Below are 17516 nucleotides of genomic sequence, written 5' to 3'. Positions count from 1 at the left end.
GCGCCTTCGGCGGCACAAATCGTTCCCGACGATTTGTCGAACCGCGGGGGTTCTCACCCTCACTGGAAACGACTGCGCTTTTATTTGGCCATAAAAAAACCCGCAACTTGTGCGGGTTTTTCGGAATATGGCGGAGAGTGAGGGATGTGCTCGGGTACATCCTGTACCCGCCCCTACGGGCGCCTTCGGCGGCACAAATCGTTCCCGACGATTTGTCGAACCGCGGGGGTTCTCACCCTCACTGGAAACGACTGCGCTTTTATTTGGCCATAAAAAAACCCGCAACTTGTGCGGGTTTTTCGGAATATGGCGGAGAGTGAGGGATTCGAACCCCCGGAAGGTTTGACCCTTCGCCTGATTTCAAGTCAGGTGCATTCAACCGGACTCTGCCAACTCTCCGTGAAGTGTGGGTATCTTAACGAAATAATTTTAACTGTAAAGCCTAAATTGGCTAACTGAAGTCTAAACGCCTGCCAAATAGACAATTTGTTGATACTACACACAACTATTGCAAATACTCACTCATTGCTGACGATATTTGATCGAAAGCGCTTGAAATCCGGAACTAAAACCCATACAAAGACACTAAATAATAGTTTACCGTTTCGGTCAATTACTTAGTCCTGTTGGAGGAAACAATGGATCAGCGTTCGATGTATTCAAGTGCATCTCAACCGTCTGTGCTGGAAACAAACAAGGTGTTACGTAACACCTACATGTTACTGGCTATGACACTAGCATTCAGCGCGGTTTGTGCCGGCGTTGCAATGGCAGTCGGTATTTCACCATTAATGTCGTTGGTAATGACGATAGGCGCGTTCGTAACGCTATTCGTTGTGCACCGTAAAGCCGATTCTGCGTCTGGCCTGTTCTGGGTGTTTGCGTTTACCGGTTTAATGGGCGCCTCGTTAGGTTACACGCTTAATTTTTACCTTGGCGTGGCAGGTCCCGGCCTGATCATGGAAGCCCTTGGTGCTACTGCCCTGGTGTTCTTCGCACTGTCAGGTTATGCGCTTACTACCAAGAAAGACTTTTCTTTCATGGCTGGCTTCCTGGTAGTGGGTTTGGTTGTGGTTCTGGTTGCAGCAATCGCAAATATCTTCTTTGCTGTACCGGCGGTTAGCCTGGCAATCAGCGCAGCGATTGTGTTTATTATGTCTGGCTTCATCCTGTATGACACCAGCCGTATTATTCACGGCGGCGAAACAAACTACATTCGCGCGACCGTATCGCTGTACCTGAGCATTTACAACCTGTTCACTGCAATTCTGCACTTGCTGGGTGCCTTTGGCGGCGACGACTAATTTTATAGCTTAAAAGGAAAAACACCCCGGTTACGGGGTGTTTTTGTATCTATGGCCCGTTACTCGATTCTCGTTACGTCTTCCCCGTTTACCAGTAATGGTGGCGCAAACGCGCTGGCATATTGTCAGCAACTTGTGCGTGACAATCACACTATTGATCAGGTGTTTTTTTACCAGGACGGCGTGTTTCATGCGAATGCCTTTATGCATCCTCCCTCGGACGAGCCAAACAGTGTTAAACAGTGGGTAGCGTTTCATGAACAAACCAATACCCCACTTGTGGTGTGTATAACCGCTGCGGCCCGCCGGGGCGTGTTAAGTCAGCAGGAAGCGGAAGAACTGGGTTACAATGCGTATAATTTATTGCCGCCATTCTCTCAAACAGGACTGAGCGACTTTTTTACCAAACTGCATGACAGCGACAACCTGGTGCAATTCTGATGGCCACAATCACTGTACGAATGACCACCCCACCCTACCAGGGGATCAGCGCCCAGGACGGGCTGGATTTTGCTATGGCCGCCACAAACTATGGGCACGAAGTGCAGATCCTGTTTGAGGGCGAAGGTGTGGCTCAGTTAGCCGGCCAGCTTACCCCGCCCACTGGCATGAAAAGTCATACCAAGCGATTAAAAGCTCTGCCTTTTTTCGATATTGAAGAGCTGTACTACTGTACGCAGAGTGCACAAGCCAGACTCACTGATGGCCAGTCGCTGGCAGTCGCGGCAGAACCGCTGTCGGCTGACGGCGTCAAAGAGCTAATGAACAGCTCTGATCACATCGTCACCTTTTAGGGAAAAGCCCGCGTTTTGATGACGACCATTGACCCGTCCTTCTTAAATTACCGGATAGATAAATAATGACAGACCCCGTTTACAGCTTTTCTTTTAATGGCAAACCGGTAGCCACCGACAAAGCCGGCTACCTGCTGGACCACACACAGTGGCAAGAAGACATGGTGCCGTTGCTGGCCGAGCAGGAGAACATCAGTCTGACGGATGCCCACTGGGAAGTGGTGCGCTTCGTGCGCAACTTCTACTTGGAATATGATACGAGCCCGGCTATGCGGGCACTGGTGAAGGCCATCGCGGCAAAGCATGGGCCTGAGAAAGGTAACAGTCGCTATCTACAACGGCTGTTTCCAAAAGGGCCAGCCAAACAGGCCACAAAACTGGCAGGACTACCCAAGCCCGCTAAATGCTTATAAAAAAGGAGGCAATTTGCCTCCTCTTTAATACCTGATTTGCAGCTTACTGAGGACGTATAACTTCTACGCCAGCCATATAGGGCTTAAGGGCTTCTGGCACCACAATGCTGCCGTCAGCTTGCTGGTAATTCTCAAGAATCGCCACCAGGGTACGTCCTACTGCCAGGCCTGACCCGTTCAGGGTGTGCACCAGCTCAGGCTTGTTAGTTTCAGGATTACGGAAGCGCGCCTGCATGCGACGGGCCTGGAAGTCCAGCATGTTTGAACATGAGGAAATTTCACGATAAGTGTTCTGAGCCGGCAGCCAGACTTCAAGGTCGTAGGTTTTACATGCGCCAAAGCCCATATCACCAGTGCACAGCAAAACTTTGCGGTATGGTAATTCCAGTTTCTGCAGAATGCTTTCGGCATGGGAAGTCATGTCTTCGAGCGCGTCGAAGCTTTCTTCCGGCTTGACCACCTGCACCATTTCCACTTTGTCGAACTGATGCTGACGAATTAAACCTCGGGTATCCCGCCCATAGGATCCGGCTTCAGAGCGGAAACACGGTGTGTGTGCCGTCATTTTCAAAGGTAATGCTTTTACGTCCAGAATTTCATCACGCACGATGTTAGTCAGCGGCACTTCAGAGGTAGGGATGAGGCTCAGTCCCTGCCCCTCTTCCGTCGCGGGCTTGGTGTGGAACAAATCCTCGCCGAACTTAGGAAGCTGTCCGGTTCCGTACAGGCTGTCGTGGTTCACCAGATACGGCACGTACATTTCCTGGTAGCCATTCTCCCCAGTCTGAACGTCCAGCATAAACTGCGCGACTGCGCGGTTCAAACGGGCTATGGCGCCGCGCATCACTACGAAGCGGCTGCCGGTGATCTTGGTAGCCACTTCGAAATCCAGACCTTTATCTAACTGCTCAGCCAGATCAACGTGATCTTTGATGTCAAAATCGAACTCCCGAGGCGTACCCCAGCGGCTTATCTCAACGTTATCGTCTTCACTTTCACCCTGTGGTACCGACTCGTCCGGTAAATTCGGGATCCCCTGGGTATAGGCATTTATCTCGTTAAGAACCAGTTGTAGTTCCGCTTTAGCAGAGTCCAGCTCATCACCCAGTTTGCCCACTTCGGCCAACAACGGGGCAATGTCTTCACCCTGCGCTTTAGCTTTGCCTATAGACTTACTGCGCACGTTGCGTTCGTTCTGCAATTCCTGGGTTTTAACCTGTAACGCTTTGCGCTTTTCTTCCAGCGCTGAGAACGCCTCTACATCCAGAGAGTAGCCACGGGTGGCCAGGCGAGCGGCTGTAGTGTCAATATCGCTTCGTAAAAACTTGGGATCTAACATGGAGGGTTCTTCTTATCCTTTCAGTAATTCAATAGCCAGCCAGGCTGCAAGCAGGCAGGCGGTTACATTTAACAATATATTGGCAACGGCTTTGATCCAAAGCCCATTTTCCAGCAGTGTCAGCGTTTCAATGGAAAACGTCGAAAACGTCGTAAAAGCGCCTAACAACCCTACCCCAATCAATGCTCTGTAGGGAGACTCGGCCAACTCTTGTCGTTCTATGAAACCGTAAACCAGCGCCAGGCTGAACGAGCCTAAAACATTTACCGTGAGTGTACCAAAGGGCATAGTTTTTCCAAACCATGAATCGATACCTGAACTCAGGAAATACCGTAAACAGGCACCCAGCGCACCACCCAGGGCTATATAGGTATACAGTAATGCCTGACTCATCCTATTTGCGTACCCGTTTGCTGTGCGCGTTCAGTGAGTCAAGGTAATCCCGTTTCGCCTTTAGGGCTTTTTCCAAGCCTCTTTCGTTTGGATGGTACAGACGGGTTCCGGTCAGTTCCTCGGGGAAATAACGCTCGCCGGCGGCAAAGGCATTAGGTTCATCATGGGCATAACGATAATCATCACCATGGCCCAGATCTTTCATCAACGAAGTGGGAGCATTGCGCAGATGCATGGGCACACCCAGATCACCGGTTTTTCTGGCCAGTACCCGGGCCTGCTTGTACGCGGTGTACACTGCATTGCTTTTCGCGGCCAGCGCGCAGTAGACTGCGGCCTGGGCGATAGCGCGCTCGCCTTCTGCCGGCCCTACCCGGTGAAAGGTATCCCAGGCATTCAGAGCCAGTTGCATCGCCCGGGGATCGGCATTACCGATATCCTCTGACACAATGGCCAACAAACGCCGCGCCACATACAAGGGGTCGCCGCCACCCTCCAGAATACGAGCGTACCAGTACAGAGCGGCATCCGGATCGGAGCCGCGTACCGACTTATGAAACGCAGAAATTAGATCATAAAAGGCGTCGCCTTTATTGTCATACGCAGCGACTTTCTCACCCACCGCCTGCTCTACGTCAGCCAGACTGACACAGTCACCCTGGGTAAAATCAGCGGCCAGTTCAAGATACGTCAACAGTCGTCTGGCATCGCCGCTGCATAAATCCAGTAGCGCCGCACGGGCATCTTCACTCAGTGACAGATTGCGCGCGCCTAAGCCACGTTCACTGTCATTAAGGGCGCGGTTGAGCGTGGCGTCCAGAGCTACGGAATCGAGGTTTTGCAGCACATACACCCGCACCCGGCTTAGCAATGCGTTATTTAATTCAAACGACGGGTTTTCGGTGGTGGCACCGACGAACGTTACCGTTCCCGACTCCACAAACGGCAGAAACGCATCCTGCTGGCTTTTATTAAAGCGGTGGACCTCGTCTATGAACAGCAGGGTGCGTTGCTGATATTTCGCATCAGCTTCCGCTTTATACATGGCCGCTCGGACATCTTTTACCCCTGAGGTGACTGCTGACAGCCGGATAACATTGGCATTGGTATAACTGGCGATAAGTTCCGCCAGCGTGGTTTTACCGGTACCCGGTGGCCCCCATAACACCATGGAGTGACAATGCCCGGATTCCAGCATCTTCCGTAACGGTTTACCGGGCCCCACTAAGTGTTGCTGCCCGGCGTATTCGTCCAGCGTGGCCGGGCGCATGCGTGCCGCCAGCGGCGCGTATAGCTCGCCGTCTGTCATCAGCGCTGGTCGTCAATCATATAGGTGTCGGGCACATTCACCTCGAACAGCGCCATTTCCGGTGCGGTAGACGTGTCGATGTTATCGAATACCAGCCGGCTGGTTTGTGACTGGGCATCGTGCATAGATAAACTGCGCAGAGTACCGGTATCAAACGTTAATGACAGCGAACGGATCTGCCCGTCTTCTGACAGCGGCTTTACAATAAAGTGTTGATTGTCATCGCCGTGGGCAACATTGAATTGTTGCCAGGTTTCGTCATCCTGCGACGTCAGTAAGATCACCGGGTTATCTGCCACTGCTGAGGCCTGATCGATTATTGTCACCTGCTCGACGAAAGTGTCTATATTCCAGACTGCTTCACCATCGGCTATGAGCAGCGTTTCGTCGGGTAAAGTGGTTTCCCAGCGTAGCTTGTCCGGGCGGGTCATCGTTAACGTGCCCTTTGCCTCATGCACAACCTCTTGCGACTCATCGGTGACAGTCTGCGTGAAATCTGCCGAATAATGCTGCATATCCGCCAGCAACGCTTTAAGGTCTGCTTTGGGCGTGTCGCCGGCGAATGCTGGCATTGTAAAAGTCAGCAAGAATGCCATGCTAAAAGAAAGTGTTTTCATCATCATAATTTAGTCTCTAGGCGGGGCGGGAGCTAACACTTCCCGGTTACCATTATGGCCCTGGGGGCTCACCACGCCGCTTGATTCCATTTGTTCCACCAGTCGGGCGGCACGGTTGTATCCAATGCGGAATTTACGTTGCACACTGGACACGCTGGCGCGGCGACTTTCGGTTACAAAGGCCACCGCCTCGTCATAAAACGCATCCAGTTCCTGATCACCGTTATCGGGTTGCTCACCGGGTAACAATACCTCGGCGGTAGATTCCGGGTTCAGTATTTCGTCAATATATTCAGGTTTACCCCGTTTTTGCCAGTCAGCCACTACAGCGTGAACTTCATGATCGTCTACGAACGCGCCGTGAACCCGGGTCGGTACCGGACTACCTGGCGGCAGATACAGCATATCCCCCATTCCCAGTAGCGCTTCCGCTCCCTGCTGGTCAAGAATGGTTCGGGAGTCAACTTTACTGGATACCTGGAATGCAATCCGGGTAGGGATATTGGCTTTTATCAAGCCGGTAATCACATCTACTGACGGTCGTTGCGTAGCCAGAATAAGGTGAATGCCGGCCGCCCTCGCCTTCTGGGCAATCCGGGCAATTAATTCTTCAACTTTCTTGCCCACGATCATCATCATGTCAGCAAATTCGTCGACCACTACCACAATACTTGGCAGCTTTTCCAGTTCAGGCGCCTCAGTTTCCATGCTCTCTTCAGACTTCCAGAGCGGATCTTTAATAGGCTCGCCGTCTTGTTTCGCTTTCATTACCTTGGCGTTGTAGCCTTTCAGGTTACGCACGCCCAGCGCGCTCATTAAGCGGTAGCGGCGCTCCATTTCGCCCACACACCAGCGCAGCGCATTCGCCGCTTCTTTCATATCGGTCACGACTTCTGCGAGCAGATGCGGTATTCCCTCATAAACCGACAATTCCAGCATTTTCGGGTCGATCATAATCATGCGAACATCTTCTGGCGTGCTTTTATACAGCAAGCTCAGGATCATTACGTTCACACCCACCGACTTACCAGAACCGGTGGTACCGGCAACCAGTAAGTGGGGCATTTTGGCTAAATCGACCACCACCGGTTTACCGGAAATGTCAGCGCCAAGCACCATCGTGAGGTTAGACGCATTTGACTGGAACGTGTCGCCGCTGATCACTTCGCTCAAACGGACCATTTCACGTTTCTTATTTGGTAATTCCAGTCCGATAACAGACTTACCGGGAATAACCTCTACCACCCGGACTGAGATAGCCGACATTGCCCGGGCCAGATCTTTTGAAAGACCAGTGATTTTGCTGACCTTAACCCCCGGTGCCAGATCCAGCTCAAAGCGGGTAATTACGGGACCGGGGTAGACTCCTACCACATTCGCTTCAATGTTAAAGTCAGCCAGCTTTTCTTCCACCAACCGGGAGACCATGTCCAGTTCTTCCTGGGAAATAGGGTTCTCATGCTTATCAGCGCGTTCTAACAACTCAAAGGATGGCATGGGGCCGTCAGGGGGTGGTGCACTTTGCTCGGGTTCATCTTGTTTCGCCGGCGCTGCTTGTACAGGCGCATTGGGGGCGGAATCAGCCGCTTTATTGCCTGTTGCGGCTTTTACCTTGTCTTTTAGTCCGCTGACAGAGAAACCGGATTGCTTAGCCGGCTCTGCCGGAGCATCGTCACTATCCACCATAAAGGGCGGTTCGTCGTCTTCAAACACCTCATCCGGAATGCCAAAGTTAGGTTCACTGCGTTGGGGACGGGTTGCGGTTATCGGCTCAGGTTCCCGCTCTTCAACCGGTGGCTCTGCACGCATACTGGTGATATCCAGCTCATCATTGCTCTCAGAACTACCGGCACGAGATGGCAATGCCAGCCTGGGCATCTCCAGTCCCATTATCTGTTGCGGGAAGGCGACAGCTTTGCGCCCTGTCCACAGGGTTGCGCTGCCAATGCCATCAATAATACTCAGCCAACTTATCCCGGTGACTAACGTAAATCCGGTACAGAAAAAGCACAGCAACAATAAGATAGTGCCGGCGGTATTGAAATACGGTACCAGCGCTGAACTTATCACGTCGCCTAAAAAGCCGCCGGCTGAGAAGTTATAGATGTCATTAAAGTTGAGACTGGCAATGCCTGTGGTGCCCAGCACAATCAGCAGCGCACCGACAATCCGCAAGCCAATGGTGAGGTAATCAAACTCATCAAGCTGTTTGATATGCTGAAACAAAAACCAGCCAAGAAACGCGCACACAAACGGTAAGGTCCAGGCCAGATAACCGAAGCTGAATAACAACAGGTCAGCTACCCAGGCACCACTTGCCCCTACCCAGTTGTGTACGTCTAATTGCAGGCCAGCCTGGCTCCAGCCAGGATCACCAGGATGAAAAGAAGCTAATGCCAGCAACAGAAAAAATGCAAAGACGCAGGCCATTATCATACCTGCCTCCCACAATCGCTGGATTCCGGAAAGTCGCGCCATAACCTAAAAATTCACTGTGTTGTAGTGTGTCACTAAGCAAAACTGAAACCAGTCTGCCACCCAGACTATGAATGAAGACTGAAAGCTTGCTCACGCTACGTTGTTTTTATGTCCCAAAGCCTACCACAAAGGGGTAAAACAAGCCTATTTCAAATTACTTAAGATTTATCCTGAGTGACGTAGTGCTTTTCACCTCTTCCATTACCACATAGGTTCTGGACTCACTCACACCGGGCAGGCGTAATAATGTGTCACCAAGCAGACGACGATAACTAGACATATCAGCCACCCGTGCCTTTAACAGGAAATCAAAATCACCGGAGACCAGGTGACACTCCTGAATGTCATCATGTTTTTTCACTGCAGCAGAAAATTCTGCGAAGATATCCACCGAGGTTTTGGTCAGTGTTATCTCCACAAAAACCAGCATGGCAGCGCCCAGTTTTTCGGGGTCTACCAGCGCGTGATACCCGGTAATATAACCTTGTGACTCTAGCCTTTTTACCCTTTCTAAACAAGGGCTTGCACTAAGCCCTACCAGCTTCGCCAACTCTACGTTAGATATTCTGCCATCTTTTTGCAACACAGTGAGAATGTTGCGGTCTATTCTATCGAGGTGTTTGGGCGTTTTAACGAGCATATAGAATTCCACTAAATTTCATAATCTCGTTATTTTATATGGCTTACGTTGAAATAACAGCAGATACTTTGGTTTCTGTTTAAGTATACTGCGCCCCACAAATTACATCCCCTACAAAATACGAGGAAAGCTTATGCTAGTCGGTGTTCCAAAAGAAATTAAAAACCATGAGTACCGCATTGGTCTGACACCAGCCGCGGTAAAAGAATTTGTCACCCATGGCCATCAGGTGATGGTTGAGACAAACGCCGGCGATGCCATCGGTTTCACCGATGAAATGTATAAAGCTGCCGGTGCTGATATTGCTTCTTCTGCTGAAAAGGTTTTTGCTGAAGCAGAAATGATTGTGAAAGTAAAAGAGCCGCAACCTAACGAGTGTAAGCAGCTTAGCAAAGGCCAGACACTGTATACCTATCTGCATCTGGCACCCGACCCGGTACAAACCGAATTGCTGGTTGCATCAGGCGCAACCTGCATCGCCTACGAAACGGTAACAGATGATCGTGGTGGCCTGCCCCTGCTGGCTCCTATGAGTGAAGTAGCCGGTCGTATGTCGGTTCAGGCCGGCGCGCATTACCTTGAAAAGGCCCACGGTGGTAGCGGTACGTTATTAGGTGGTGTACCTGGCGTAGCCCCCGGCAAGGTGCTTGTCATTGGTGGCGGCGTGGTTGGTACTAACGCGGCTAAAATGGCTCTGGGTCTGGGCGCAGATGTAACTATTCTGGATCGTTCATTACCGCGCTTGCGTCAGCTGGATGATATTTTCAATGGTCAGGTAAAAACTGTTTTTTCAACCGTAGACGCTATCGAGCACTATTCTTCGAAAGCAGATTTGGTCGTGGGTGCAGTTCTTATCCCCGGCGCCGCTGCCCCTAAACTGCTGAACCGTGAACAGATTCGTGCGATGAAGCCGGGTTCAGTATTAGTCGATGTGGCTATTGACCAGGGCGGTTGTTTTGAAACTTCTAAGGCCACCACCCACCAGGATCCGGTTTACGTGATTGATGATGTGGTGCATTACTGCGTAGCGAACATGCCGGGCGGTGTGGCACGTACCTCTACCATGGCGCTGAACAATGCCACTATGCCTTTCGGTCTGGCACTGGCAAACAAGGGTCCTGCACAGGCGATGCTGGATGATCGCCACCTGATGGCGGGTCTGAACGTGCATGAAGGTATGGTTACATACAAAGCCGTTGTTGATGCCCTGGGTAAAGACCTTGGCCTGACTTACACGCCGGCAGAGCAGGCATTACGGTAAGCAGCAAGTAAATAATGATACGTAAAAAGCCCCGAAAGGGGCTTTGTTGTATATGGATAAAATAAGTGGTGTCTGCCTGACCTGTTTCGGCACCCTACTTACTGACCGATACTGGCATTTACCTCTTTTAACACCGCCAGTGGATCATCGGCCTGGGTAATTGGACGCCCCATCACCAGATAATTTACACCGTGGCGAACTGCATCTTCGGGCGTCATCACCCGCTTTTGATCGCCCGTGTCACTACCGGCTGGCCGAATGCCTGGTGTTACTAGCAAGAAATCATCATCGCATTGTTCACGGAGCGCTGACGCTTCTTGTGCTGAGCATACAATACCGTCCAGTCCTGCCCGCTCCGTAAGTCTCGCTAGCTTCAATACCTGCTGCTCTGGGGTAACGCCACTTACCACATCAGCTAACTGGGCATCGTCCATGGAGGTTAGCACCGTAACCGCAATAAGCTTGGTTTGAGGGTGACTGCTCTGAGCTATTGCCTGCCTGGCAGCTTCCATCATAACCCGTCCCCCGGACGCATGGACATTGACCATCCACACCCCCAGCTCTGCAGCTGCCTTACAGGCTTTTGCGACGGTGTTGGGGATATCGTGAAATTTCAGATCGAGAAATACGTCGAAGCCCCGGGCGACCAGTGTCTTTACAAAATCTGGCCCAAATAACGTGAACATTTCCTTGCCCACTTTCAGCTTGCAGTAGTTCGGATCAAGCTGATCGATAAAAGTAAGCGCATGATCTTTGTTATCGTAATCCAGTGCCACTATGACACGCGGGTCTGATTTACTCATTTATTCTCCATCCAAACCTTTTATGGGTTTAACGATCCCCCACTTCTTACAGGAAGGGCATAACCAGTAAAGCTTGCGGCCCGAAAAGCCGCAACTCTGGCAGCGATACTTAGGCCGCTGCGACATTTGCTTCTCTACCAGTTCTTCCAGTAATTCCAGACTTTCTGTCGAGGCCTGATCTTCAATCTGGTCGATATACAGGCTCATTAATGTTTTGAAGCCACGCATGGTGGGCCGGGTTCGTAGCTGTTCAAGCAAGTATCCGGCGGCCTGCCCCGAGTCGCCCCGCGCGAGCAATACATCCACCATTGCCAGATAGGAGGTTGCACACTGCTGCCAGTGTGACTGCAGATTAGCTTCGAACTCGTCCCAGTTACCGGTTTCCTCGGCAATTTTCTCTAACAGCGGAACCGCCTCACTGAACCAGCTGATATCCCGCTCTGCCACCTGAAGCAAATAAGAGGTGGCATCACGATAGCGGCGTTGCTCCAGCGCAATTTCGCCAAGCTTCAGCCAGGGTCTTACCGCGTGCTCGTCGGCATTCACCGCCTTCTGCAACAAAGTCAGCGCTTTACCCTGATCGTCATTTTTAAGTTCAAGCTGCGCTTGCTCACAATAGAAATGTGCCAGTCGCCCGCTGACCTCATCATTATCGCCATGACACGCCACCATGCGTTCCGCCAGCTCAATGGCTCTGCCCCACTCTTTGGTGGTCTGGTAAATACTGAATAACTGTTGTTGTGCTACCAGGTAGTGTTTATCGCTGTTAAGTAATTGCAGAAACGCATTTTCAGCCCGCTCCAGAAACCCGGCCTGAGTATAGTCTTTGCCGAGCTCCAGTAAGGCATTTTCACGGGGGCCAGGCTGAATTTCTTCCCGGCTGACCAGATTCTGGTGAACCCGAATAGCGCGGTCTATTTCGCCACGATGACGAAAAAAGTTGCCCATAGCGATATGTGTCTCTACCGTATCACTATTCAGATTTATCATTTTGATGAGGGTATCAACCGCTTTATCGGGTTGATCGGAAAGAAGAAAGTTCAGGCCTTTATAATAGTGCCGTGACAATATGCTGGATTGTTTTCGCTGCGCCTGGCGAACGCTGTTACGGCCCATTACCCAGCCGTAACCCGCCGCTACCGGCAAGAGAAGAAACAACAATTCGAGCATAGTTAGTTTTCTTTAGTTAGCTTTCGGATTTTACTGCGCGCAGCCACTAGCTGCACACGCAGACTCAGCCAGCTCGCCATCATAATTAAAACCCCGATAACAACGCCCACTGACAGGGTAATCGCAATTAATGTAGAGACGCGAAGGTCAGCTCTGGCAATTAGATAATTAACACTAATAACAGCATCGTTTTGCGAGCCTATAGCAAATGCCAGTGCCAACAATACCAAAATTACAATGATGAAGAGGATCCCTTTCAACGCCAAAGCCCTTGTTACACAACATGTTAATGAGCATAGCAAATTGCGCGGCAACATGACATCGCTAAGTTGCCACTAAACGGGGAGGATTAGGCTGCGCCGTGCGCTGCGCTACTCTCATTGGCGGGCGGGATGTGGCGAAGGTTAGCGGTAACTAAATCGTTCTGCAGCGTGGAGAGATTAGTCACACTGATGACATGGGTATAGCCTTCCTGCATTTTAAGAAGCTTGTCATAAGTGGTTTTATCTATCTTCGATAACTGCGCAAGCCGTTTACGGGTCAGTGGCGTAGAGTGAGACTGGCAGCGAATAGCGGTAATATCCGTTACACACAGCTGCACCTTCTGATCCTGAAGTTTTTGGGCAATTTGCTGGCGCAACGCGCCATACATAAAATCTTTATTCTTGATAAAAATCAACTTGCTGTCGGTATTACGTACGCAATGCACTATCGTTGCCGACTGGCTGTTGCCCTTAAACAGCCGCTCCAGCATTTTAGATTTGGGTTTAGTGACGTCACGATCCGCAAAAAAACCATGCAGAGGGGTAATGTTTTTAGCCTGTGAGAACGGGTAAATATCGTCTGAATTGTCCCCCTGGTATACGGTTTTCAGTCTGTCGAGCAGGTTGCGATTCAACACACACAGAACAGATAGCGAAGGCATGTGCCGTATTGCCAACTCCCAGATGAACCGGTGAGTGAGTCGCTGTAATTTGGCCACATCACGCATTTTATAATATGCGCTGTTTTCTTCCACCATGGCTTCCACGCTGGCACCGGTCTTCGCTAACTTAGTCAGATCCTGTAAACATAGCCGTAAGGTACCCGTGGTAGTGTCGTAATTAACCACCCGGTACTTCTCATTCTTGATACGCAGTTCAGGAACGGTAACCCGAACTTCATCACTGATACTGTGCTGGCCCGGAGAGACTGAGAGCTGCAAGCCTTTTGCCGATAAGTCGCATACCCTGGCATTGATGCTGGACAACAGTCCCACTTTAATACTGGCAGCTTTGTCTACTACATAACGGGTCTCTGAGCGCCGGTCGAGATCCTCTTCCATGACATAACCAATTCGCCAACGCTCCTCAGAAACCAGAAACGATCGCGGAATGGCCTTAAAATCACATTTTTCACCCAAGGTAAGGCGCTCCAGCTTGTCTGAGACATCCCGGCAGTACACTATTCGATTTAATTCCCCCAGCTCACCGAATTGCTTGGGGTTAATATCATGAATTGAGAATGCCTTTTCGCGATCGAGCTGAGTGATATCCTCTAACCGGCATTGGGTACACGAAAGCTTGCCTGATTTACTTAACAGGTAGATATAAGCACTTAACTGACCACTCTCCATTAGCTGGCGGTGGGTCATAGCCACTTCCACCGGCCCTTTCTTGGTTTTGACTATGCCATGAAATACAAATGCTTCCTGGTATTTGTTTAGTTCTTGGCACAGCCGGGCAAACACTGTTTTGCCCGACAGTTTTTCCAGTAACTGGTAGGCGTTACTGTGGCGGATATTGGCTTTAGTAAGCAGCGCAATGACGGGCGTCACTTCTTTATTAGTTGCATGTACAAACAACGGGAGCCAGGGGCTGTTTTCCAGGATCCGGTCCCGCTCCAGGTCCTGCATAGCCCGCTCTACTTCTAAATCGCGCTTAAGCGGCTGTTTATAGGCTGTGGCCTCTATATACTTTTTGATGGCCTCCCGCACCTGCGGGCTAAGCGGGTCGGACAGCGTAAAGTGGGAATCGTATTTATTGGTATTTTTATTGAACTTCACAGCGGTTAGCGTGAATTTCACCTCAGGATCGGGCAGGTTTAACCCCATTACATCCGGAAACGTAAACTCTATCTCGTCACCGGTGCTAATGTTGGGTGGCCGTTTTGTCTCTACCGCCATAGTGTCAAACGCCAGCGAACTGACGTTGCAATGGCGTCCTTTTTCAAACTCCAGGGAAGACACAGGGAAGTTAGGGGAAAGCGCGATATCGTCACCGAAATCTATATCATTAAGTGACTGCGTTTCTATCGCAAAAGCATCGACAATTTTCTTGTACTGTTCCTTTTTAATCTGCGTCTGATAGGTAGACGAGTTCATCACCGACTCAAACACACCCACTGTGTAGCGGTTCTGGTATAGCGAAGTTTCATCTTTCAGAATACGGGCGCCCACTTTGTCCAGACGCATGGGAATGCCGAAATGCTTGAATTTCATAACCGGGAATTGGGCAAACGCGGAATTGTCTGCGGGGGCATCGGTGAGCGAGGTTAAGCGGATGACCTCTTCTTTCACCACACGGCGGATACTACTAGGCAACCGGGTTGAGAACTTATTCAGTCCTTCCAGTAGCCGGTTTTCCTGTTCGTAAGGTATGAGCGCTCTAATTAGTGGCTGATACTGCTTTATTATATTTTGTTCATCGCCGCCAGACATAGGAAATTGCATATTATTCCGTCATAGAACACCTACTATACGGCGCGTCAATGAGGGAAATCAACTAATTATTAATTTTATGTAACTGGCAGGTATGTTATAGCGAATAGAAAAGTTAAAACGCGGGCAATAAAAAAGGCCGCTGAATAGCGGCCTTTCGTTTTACTGTACAGCGGCGTTCACGCGCTCTCGAAGCTCTTTACCCGGCTTGAAGTGAGGAACGTATTTACCGTCCAGCTTCACCGTTTCACCAGTCTTCGGGTTTCTACCTACCCGGGGAGCCCGATAATGCAATGAGAAACTACCAAAACCCCGAATTTCAATGCGTTCACCCTTCTGTAGGGTTTGCGCCATCTGTTCGAGGATTTCCTTAATAGCGAACTCAAGTTCCTTTGCAGGAATGTGACGCGCCTGGTCTGCGAGCCGCTCAATTAGTTCAGACTTGGTCATGCTAACCTCATTGTCATAAATTAATCCAAACAGCTACTGCAAACCCGGGAGCACTCGCATGCCCCCGTTACCGCATTACTCGCCTTTAGCGGCTTTGAATGCTTCAGCCATTGCGTTCGCGAAACCACCGTCATCAGTCTGGTTCACTTTATCAATCGCTTCTTTCTCGTCAGCCTGATCTTTCGCTTTCACAGACAGGTTCACAGTGCGGTTCTTACGATCCACGCCCATGAACTTCGCTTCAATGGTTTCGCCTACGCTAACCACTTCTGAAGCGTCTTCTGTACGCTCACGCGCCAGGTCGGCAACACGGATGTATCCGTCAACTTCTTCTGCCAGGTTAACGGTAACGCCTTTCGCGTCTACAGCAGTAACTGTTCCGTTAACGATAGCACCTTTCTTGTTAGTTGTCAGATACATATTGAACGGATCTTCTTCAATTTGCTTAACGCCAAGAGAGATACGCTCACGCTCAGGATCGACCTGCAGAACTACTGCAGAAATCTCGTCGCCTTTCTTGTAATCACGAACTGCGTCTTCACCAGACTTGTTCCAGCTGATGTCAGAAAGGTGAACCAGACCGTCAATGCCGCCATCCAGACCGATAAAGATACCGAAGTCAGTGATAGACTTGATCTTACCGCTTACTTTGTCACCTTTTTCGTGTGACTTGGCAAACTCTTCCCAAGGGTTAGCAATGCACTGCTTCAGACCCAGAGAAATACGACGACGTTCTTCGTCAATTTCCAGAACCATTACTTCAACAGTGTCACCCAGGTTTACAACCTTAGAAGGATGGATGTTCTTGTTAGTCCAGTCCATTTCAGAAACGTGAACCAGACCTTCAACACCGTCTTCGATCTCTACGAAACAGCCGTAGTCAGTCAGGTTAGTTACCTGGCCAGAGATCTTAGTGCCTTCTGGGTAACGCTGAGCAATTTCTTGCCATGGATCGTTGCCCATCTGCTTCATGCCCAGAGAAACGCGCTGCTTCTCTTTGTCGAACTTCAGCACTTTAACGTTGATTTCGTCACCAACATTAACAATTTCACTTGGGTGCTTAACGCGCTTCCAAGCCATGTCAGTGATGTGCAGCAGGCCGTCTACGCCGCCCAGATCTACGAACGCACCGTAGTCAGTCAGGTTCTTAACGATACCTTTAATTTCGTGACCTTCTTCCAGGTTAGCCAGAAGTTGTTCACGCTCTGCACTGTTTTCTGCTTCAATAACCGCACGGCGAGAAACAACAACGTTGTTGCGCTTCGCGTCCAGCTTGATAACTTTGAATTCTAACTCTTTGCCTTCCAGGTGCGTGGTGTCACGTACAGGACGTACGTCTACCAGAGAACCAGGCAAGAATGCGCGTACACTGTTAACTTCTACAGTGAAACCGCCTTTAACTTTACCGTTGATAACGCCTTTGATGGTCTCTTTATCATCGTAAGCTTTTTCCAGCTCTACCCACGCTTCGTGACGCTTCGCTTTTTCGCGAGACAGTACAGTTTCACCGAAGCCATCTTCTACTGCGTCAAGGGCTACGTCTACTTCGTCACCGATAGCAATCTCAAGATCGCCTTCCGCGTTTTTGAATTGGTCTGCTGGGATAGCACTTTCTGATTTCAGGCCTGCGTCAACAAGAACGATGTCTTTGTCGATAGAAACTACGGTACCTTTTACAATTGAACCAGGGCGAGTTTCCAGTTCCTGTAGGCTTTCTTCAAAAAGTTGTGCAAAATTTTCAGTCATAAGGTTTTAAATTCAATTTAAGTTTAAATCCACGCTACATTCCGGCTACCGTGGGGTTATTAAAAATAGCTGCTACATCCTGTTGCAGCGTTCGCAATGGG

At 50.2% G+C, this 17516-nt stretch carries 17 protein-coding genes and 1 tRNA gene; 5 read left to right on the top strand and 13 right to left on the bottom strand.

Going from position 1 to position 17516, the window contains the following annotated elements:
* Positions 1–307 precede the first annotated feature (307 nt).
* Positions 308–399: transfer RNA gene (locus OCL06_RS05730), tRNA-Ser, on the bottom strand.
* 239 nt (positions 400–638) lie between these two features.
* On the opposite strand from OCL06_RS05730, the gene OCL06_RS05725 reads away from it, so the two are divergent.
* The 4 genes from OCL06_RS05725 to OCL06_RS05710 all read left to right on the top strand — a co-directional run bounded on the left by OCL06_RS05725 (position 639) and on the right by OCL06_RS05710 (position 2511).
* Positions 639–1304, top strand: coding sequence for a Bax inhibitor-1/YccA family protein (locus tag OCL06_RS05725; RefSeq protein WP_262992780.1), 666 nt, complete (start codon positions 639–641; stop codon positions 1302–1304).
* 51 nt (positions 1305–1355) lie between these two features.
* On the top strand, positions 1356–1745 hold the full coding sequence (tusD, locus tag OCL06_RS05720; RefSeq protein WP_262992779.1) for a sulfurtransferase complex subunit TusD: 390 nt from the start codon (positions 1356–1358) through the stop codon (positions 1743–1745).
* Positions 1745–2098, top strand: coding sequence for a DsrE family protein (locus OCL06_RS05715; protein ID WP_262992778.1), 354 nt, complete (start codon positions 1745–1747; stop codon positions 2096–2098). The genes tusD and OCL06_RS05715 overlap by 1 nt, the downstream gene beginning before the upstream one ends.
* A 65-nt stretch (positions 2099–2163) precedes the next feature.
* Positions 2164–2511 carry a TusE/DsrC/DsvC family sulfur relay protein gene (locus OCL06_RS05710; protein WP_262992777.1) on the top strand — a complete coding sequence of 116 codons (348 nt, stop codon included), beginning with the start codon at positions 2164–2166 and terminating at the stop codon, positions 2509–2511.
* Positions 2512–2554: 43 nt separating this feature from the next.
* Here OCL06_RS05710 and serS read toward each other — a convergent pair whose 3' ends face one another.
* From serS to lrp, 6 genes are all read right to left on the bottom strand, one after another.
* Entirely contained in the window at positions 2555–3850 is a 1296-nt protein-coding gene (gene serS, locus OCL06_RS05705; RefSeq protein WP_262992776.1) for a serine--tRNA ligase, read from the bottom strand.
* A gap of 12 nt (positions 3851–3862) precedes the next feature.
* On the bottom strand, positions 3863–4243 hold the full coding sequence (gene crcB, locus OCL06_RS05700) for a fluoride efflux transporter CrcB (RefSeq protein WP_262992775.1): 381 nt from the start codon (positions 4241–4243) through the stop codon (positions 3863–3865).
* A gap of 1 nt (position 4244) precedes the next feature.
* Positions 4245–5552, bottom strand: a complete 1308-nt coding sequence (locus OCL06_RS05695) for a replication-associated recombination protein A (protein ID WP_262992774.1) — start codon at positions 5550–5552, stop codon at positions 4245–4247.
* Positions 5552–6148: an outer membrane lipoprotein periplasmic chaperone LolA gene (lolA, locus tag OCL06_RS05690; protein ID WP_505606708.1), complete on the bottom strand. Its 597-nt coding sequence runs from the start codon at positions 6146–6148 to the stop codon at positions 5552–5554. Before lolA ends, OCL06_RS05695 begins: the two co-directional genes overlap by 1 nt.
* Positions 6149–6178: 30 nt before the next feature.
* Complete coding sequence (locus tag OCL06_RS16160) at positions 6179–8647, bottom strand: DNA translocase FtsK (RefSeq protein ID WP_308445996.1); 2469 nt, start codon at positions 8645–8647, stop codon at positions 6179–6181.
* Positions 8648–8801: 154 nt separating this feature from the next.
* Positions 8802–9287, bottom strand: coding sequence for a leucine-responsive transcriptional regulator Lrp (gene lrp, locus OCL06_RS05675; protein ID WP_262992773.1), 486 nt, complete (start codon positions 9285–9287; stop codon positions 8802–8804).
* A 133-nt stretch (positions 9288–9420) separates the two neighbouring features.
* Between lrp and ald the strand changes: the two genes are divergently transcribed.
* Positions 9421–10548 carry an alanine dehydrogenase gene (gene ald, locus OCL06_RS05670; protein ID WP_262992772.1) on the top strand — a complete coding sequence of 376 codons (1128 nt, stop codon included), beginning with the start codon at positions 9421–9423 and terminating at the stop codon, positions 10546–10548.
* Positions 10549–10646: 98 nt separating this feature from the next.
* On the opposite strand, the gene pyrF is transcribed toward ald, so the two are convergent.
* From pyrF to rpsA, 6 genes are all read right to left on the bottom strand, one after another.
* Positions 10647–11351, bottom strand: coding sequence for an orotidine-5'-phosphate decarboxylase (gene pyrF, locus OCL06_RS05665; RefSeq protein ID WP_262992771.1), 705 nt, complete (start codon positions 11349–11351; stop codon positions 10647–10649).
* Positions 11352–12521 carry a lipopolysaccharide assembly protein LapB gene (lapB, locus tag OCL06_RS05660; RefSeq protein WP_262992770.1) on the bottom strand — a complete coding sequence of 390 codons (1170 nt, stop codon included), beginning with the start codon at positions 12519–12521 and terminating at the stop codon, positions 11352–11354. It abuts the gene before it with no gap.
* A 2-nt stretch (positions 12522–12523) separates the two neighbouring features.
* Positions 12524–12781, bottom strand: a complete 258-nt coding sequence (locus tag OCL06_RS05655; protein WP_262992769.1) for a LapA family protein — start codon at positions 12779–12781, stop codon at positions 12524–12526.
* 89 nt (positions 12782–12870) lie between these two features.
* Complete coding sequence (locus OCL06_RS05650; protein ID WP_262992768.1) at positions 12871–15231, bottom strand: PilZ domain-containing protein; 2361 nt, start codon at positions 15229–15231, stop codon at positions 12871–12873.
* Positions 15232–15381: 150 nt separating this feature from the next.
* Entirely contained in the window at positions 15382–15669 is a 288-nt protein-coding gene (ihfB, locus tag OCL06_RS05645; protein ID WP_262992767.1) for an integration host factor subunit beta, read from the bottom strand.
* A gap of 75 nt (positions 15670–15744) precedes the next feature.
* A complete protein-coding gene (rpsA, locus tag OCL06_RS05640) occupies positions 15745–17415 on the bottom strand; it encodes a 30S ribosomal protein S1 (RefSeq protein WP_262992766.1) in 1671 nt (556 codons plus the stop codon).
* Positions 17416–17516 lie beyond the last annotated feature (101 nt).

The organism is Alteromonas salexigens, from assembly GCF_025628895.1.
Lineage (GTDB): Bacteria > Pseudomonadota > Gammaproteobacteria > Enterobacterales > Alteromonadaceae > Alteromonas > Alteromonas salexigens.
Note: the sequence above shows the minus strand (reverse complement) of the source record. Positions and strands in the feature narration are given on the sequence as shown.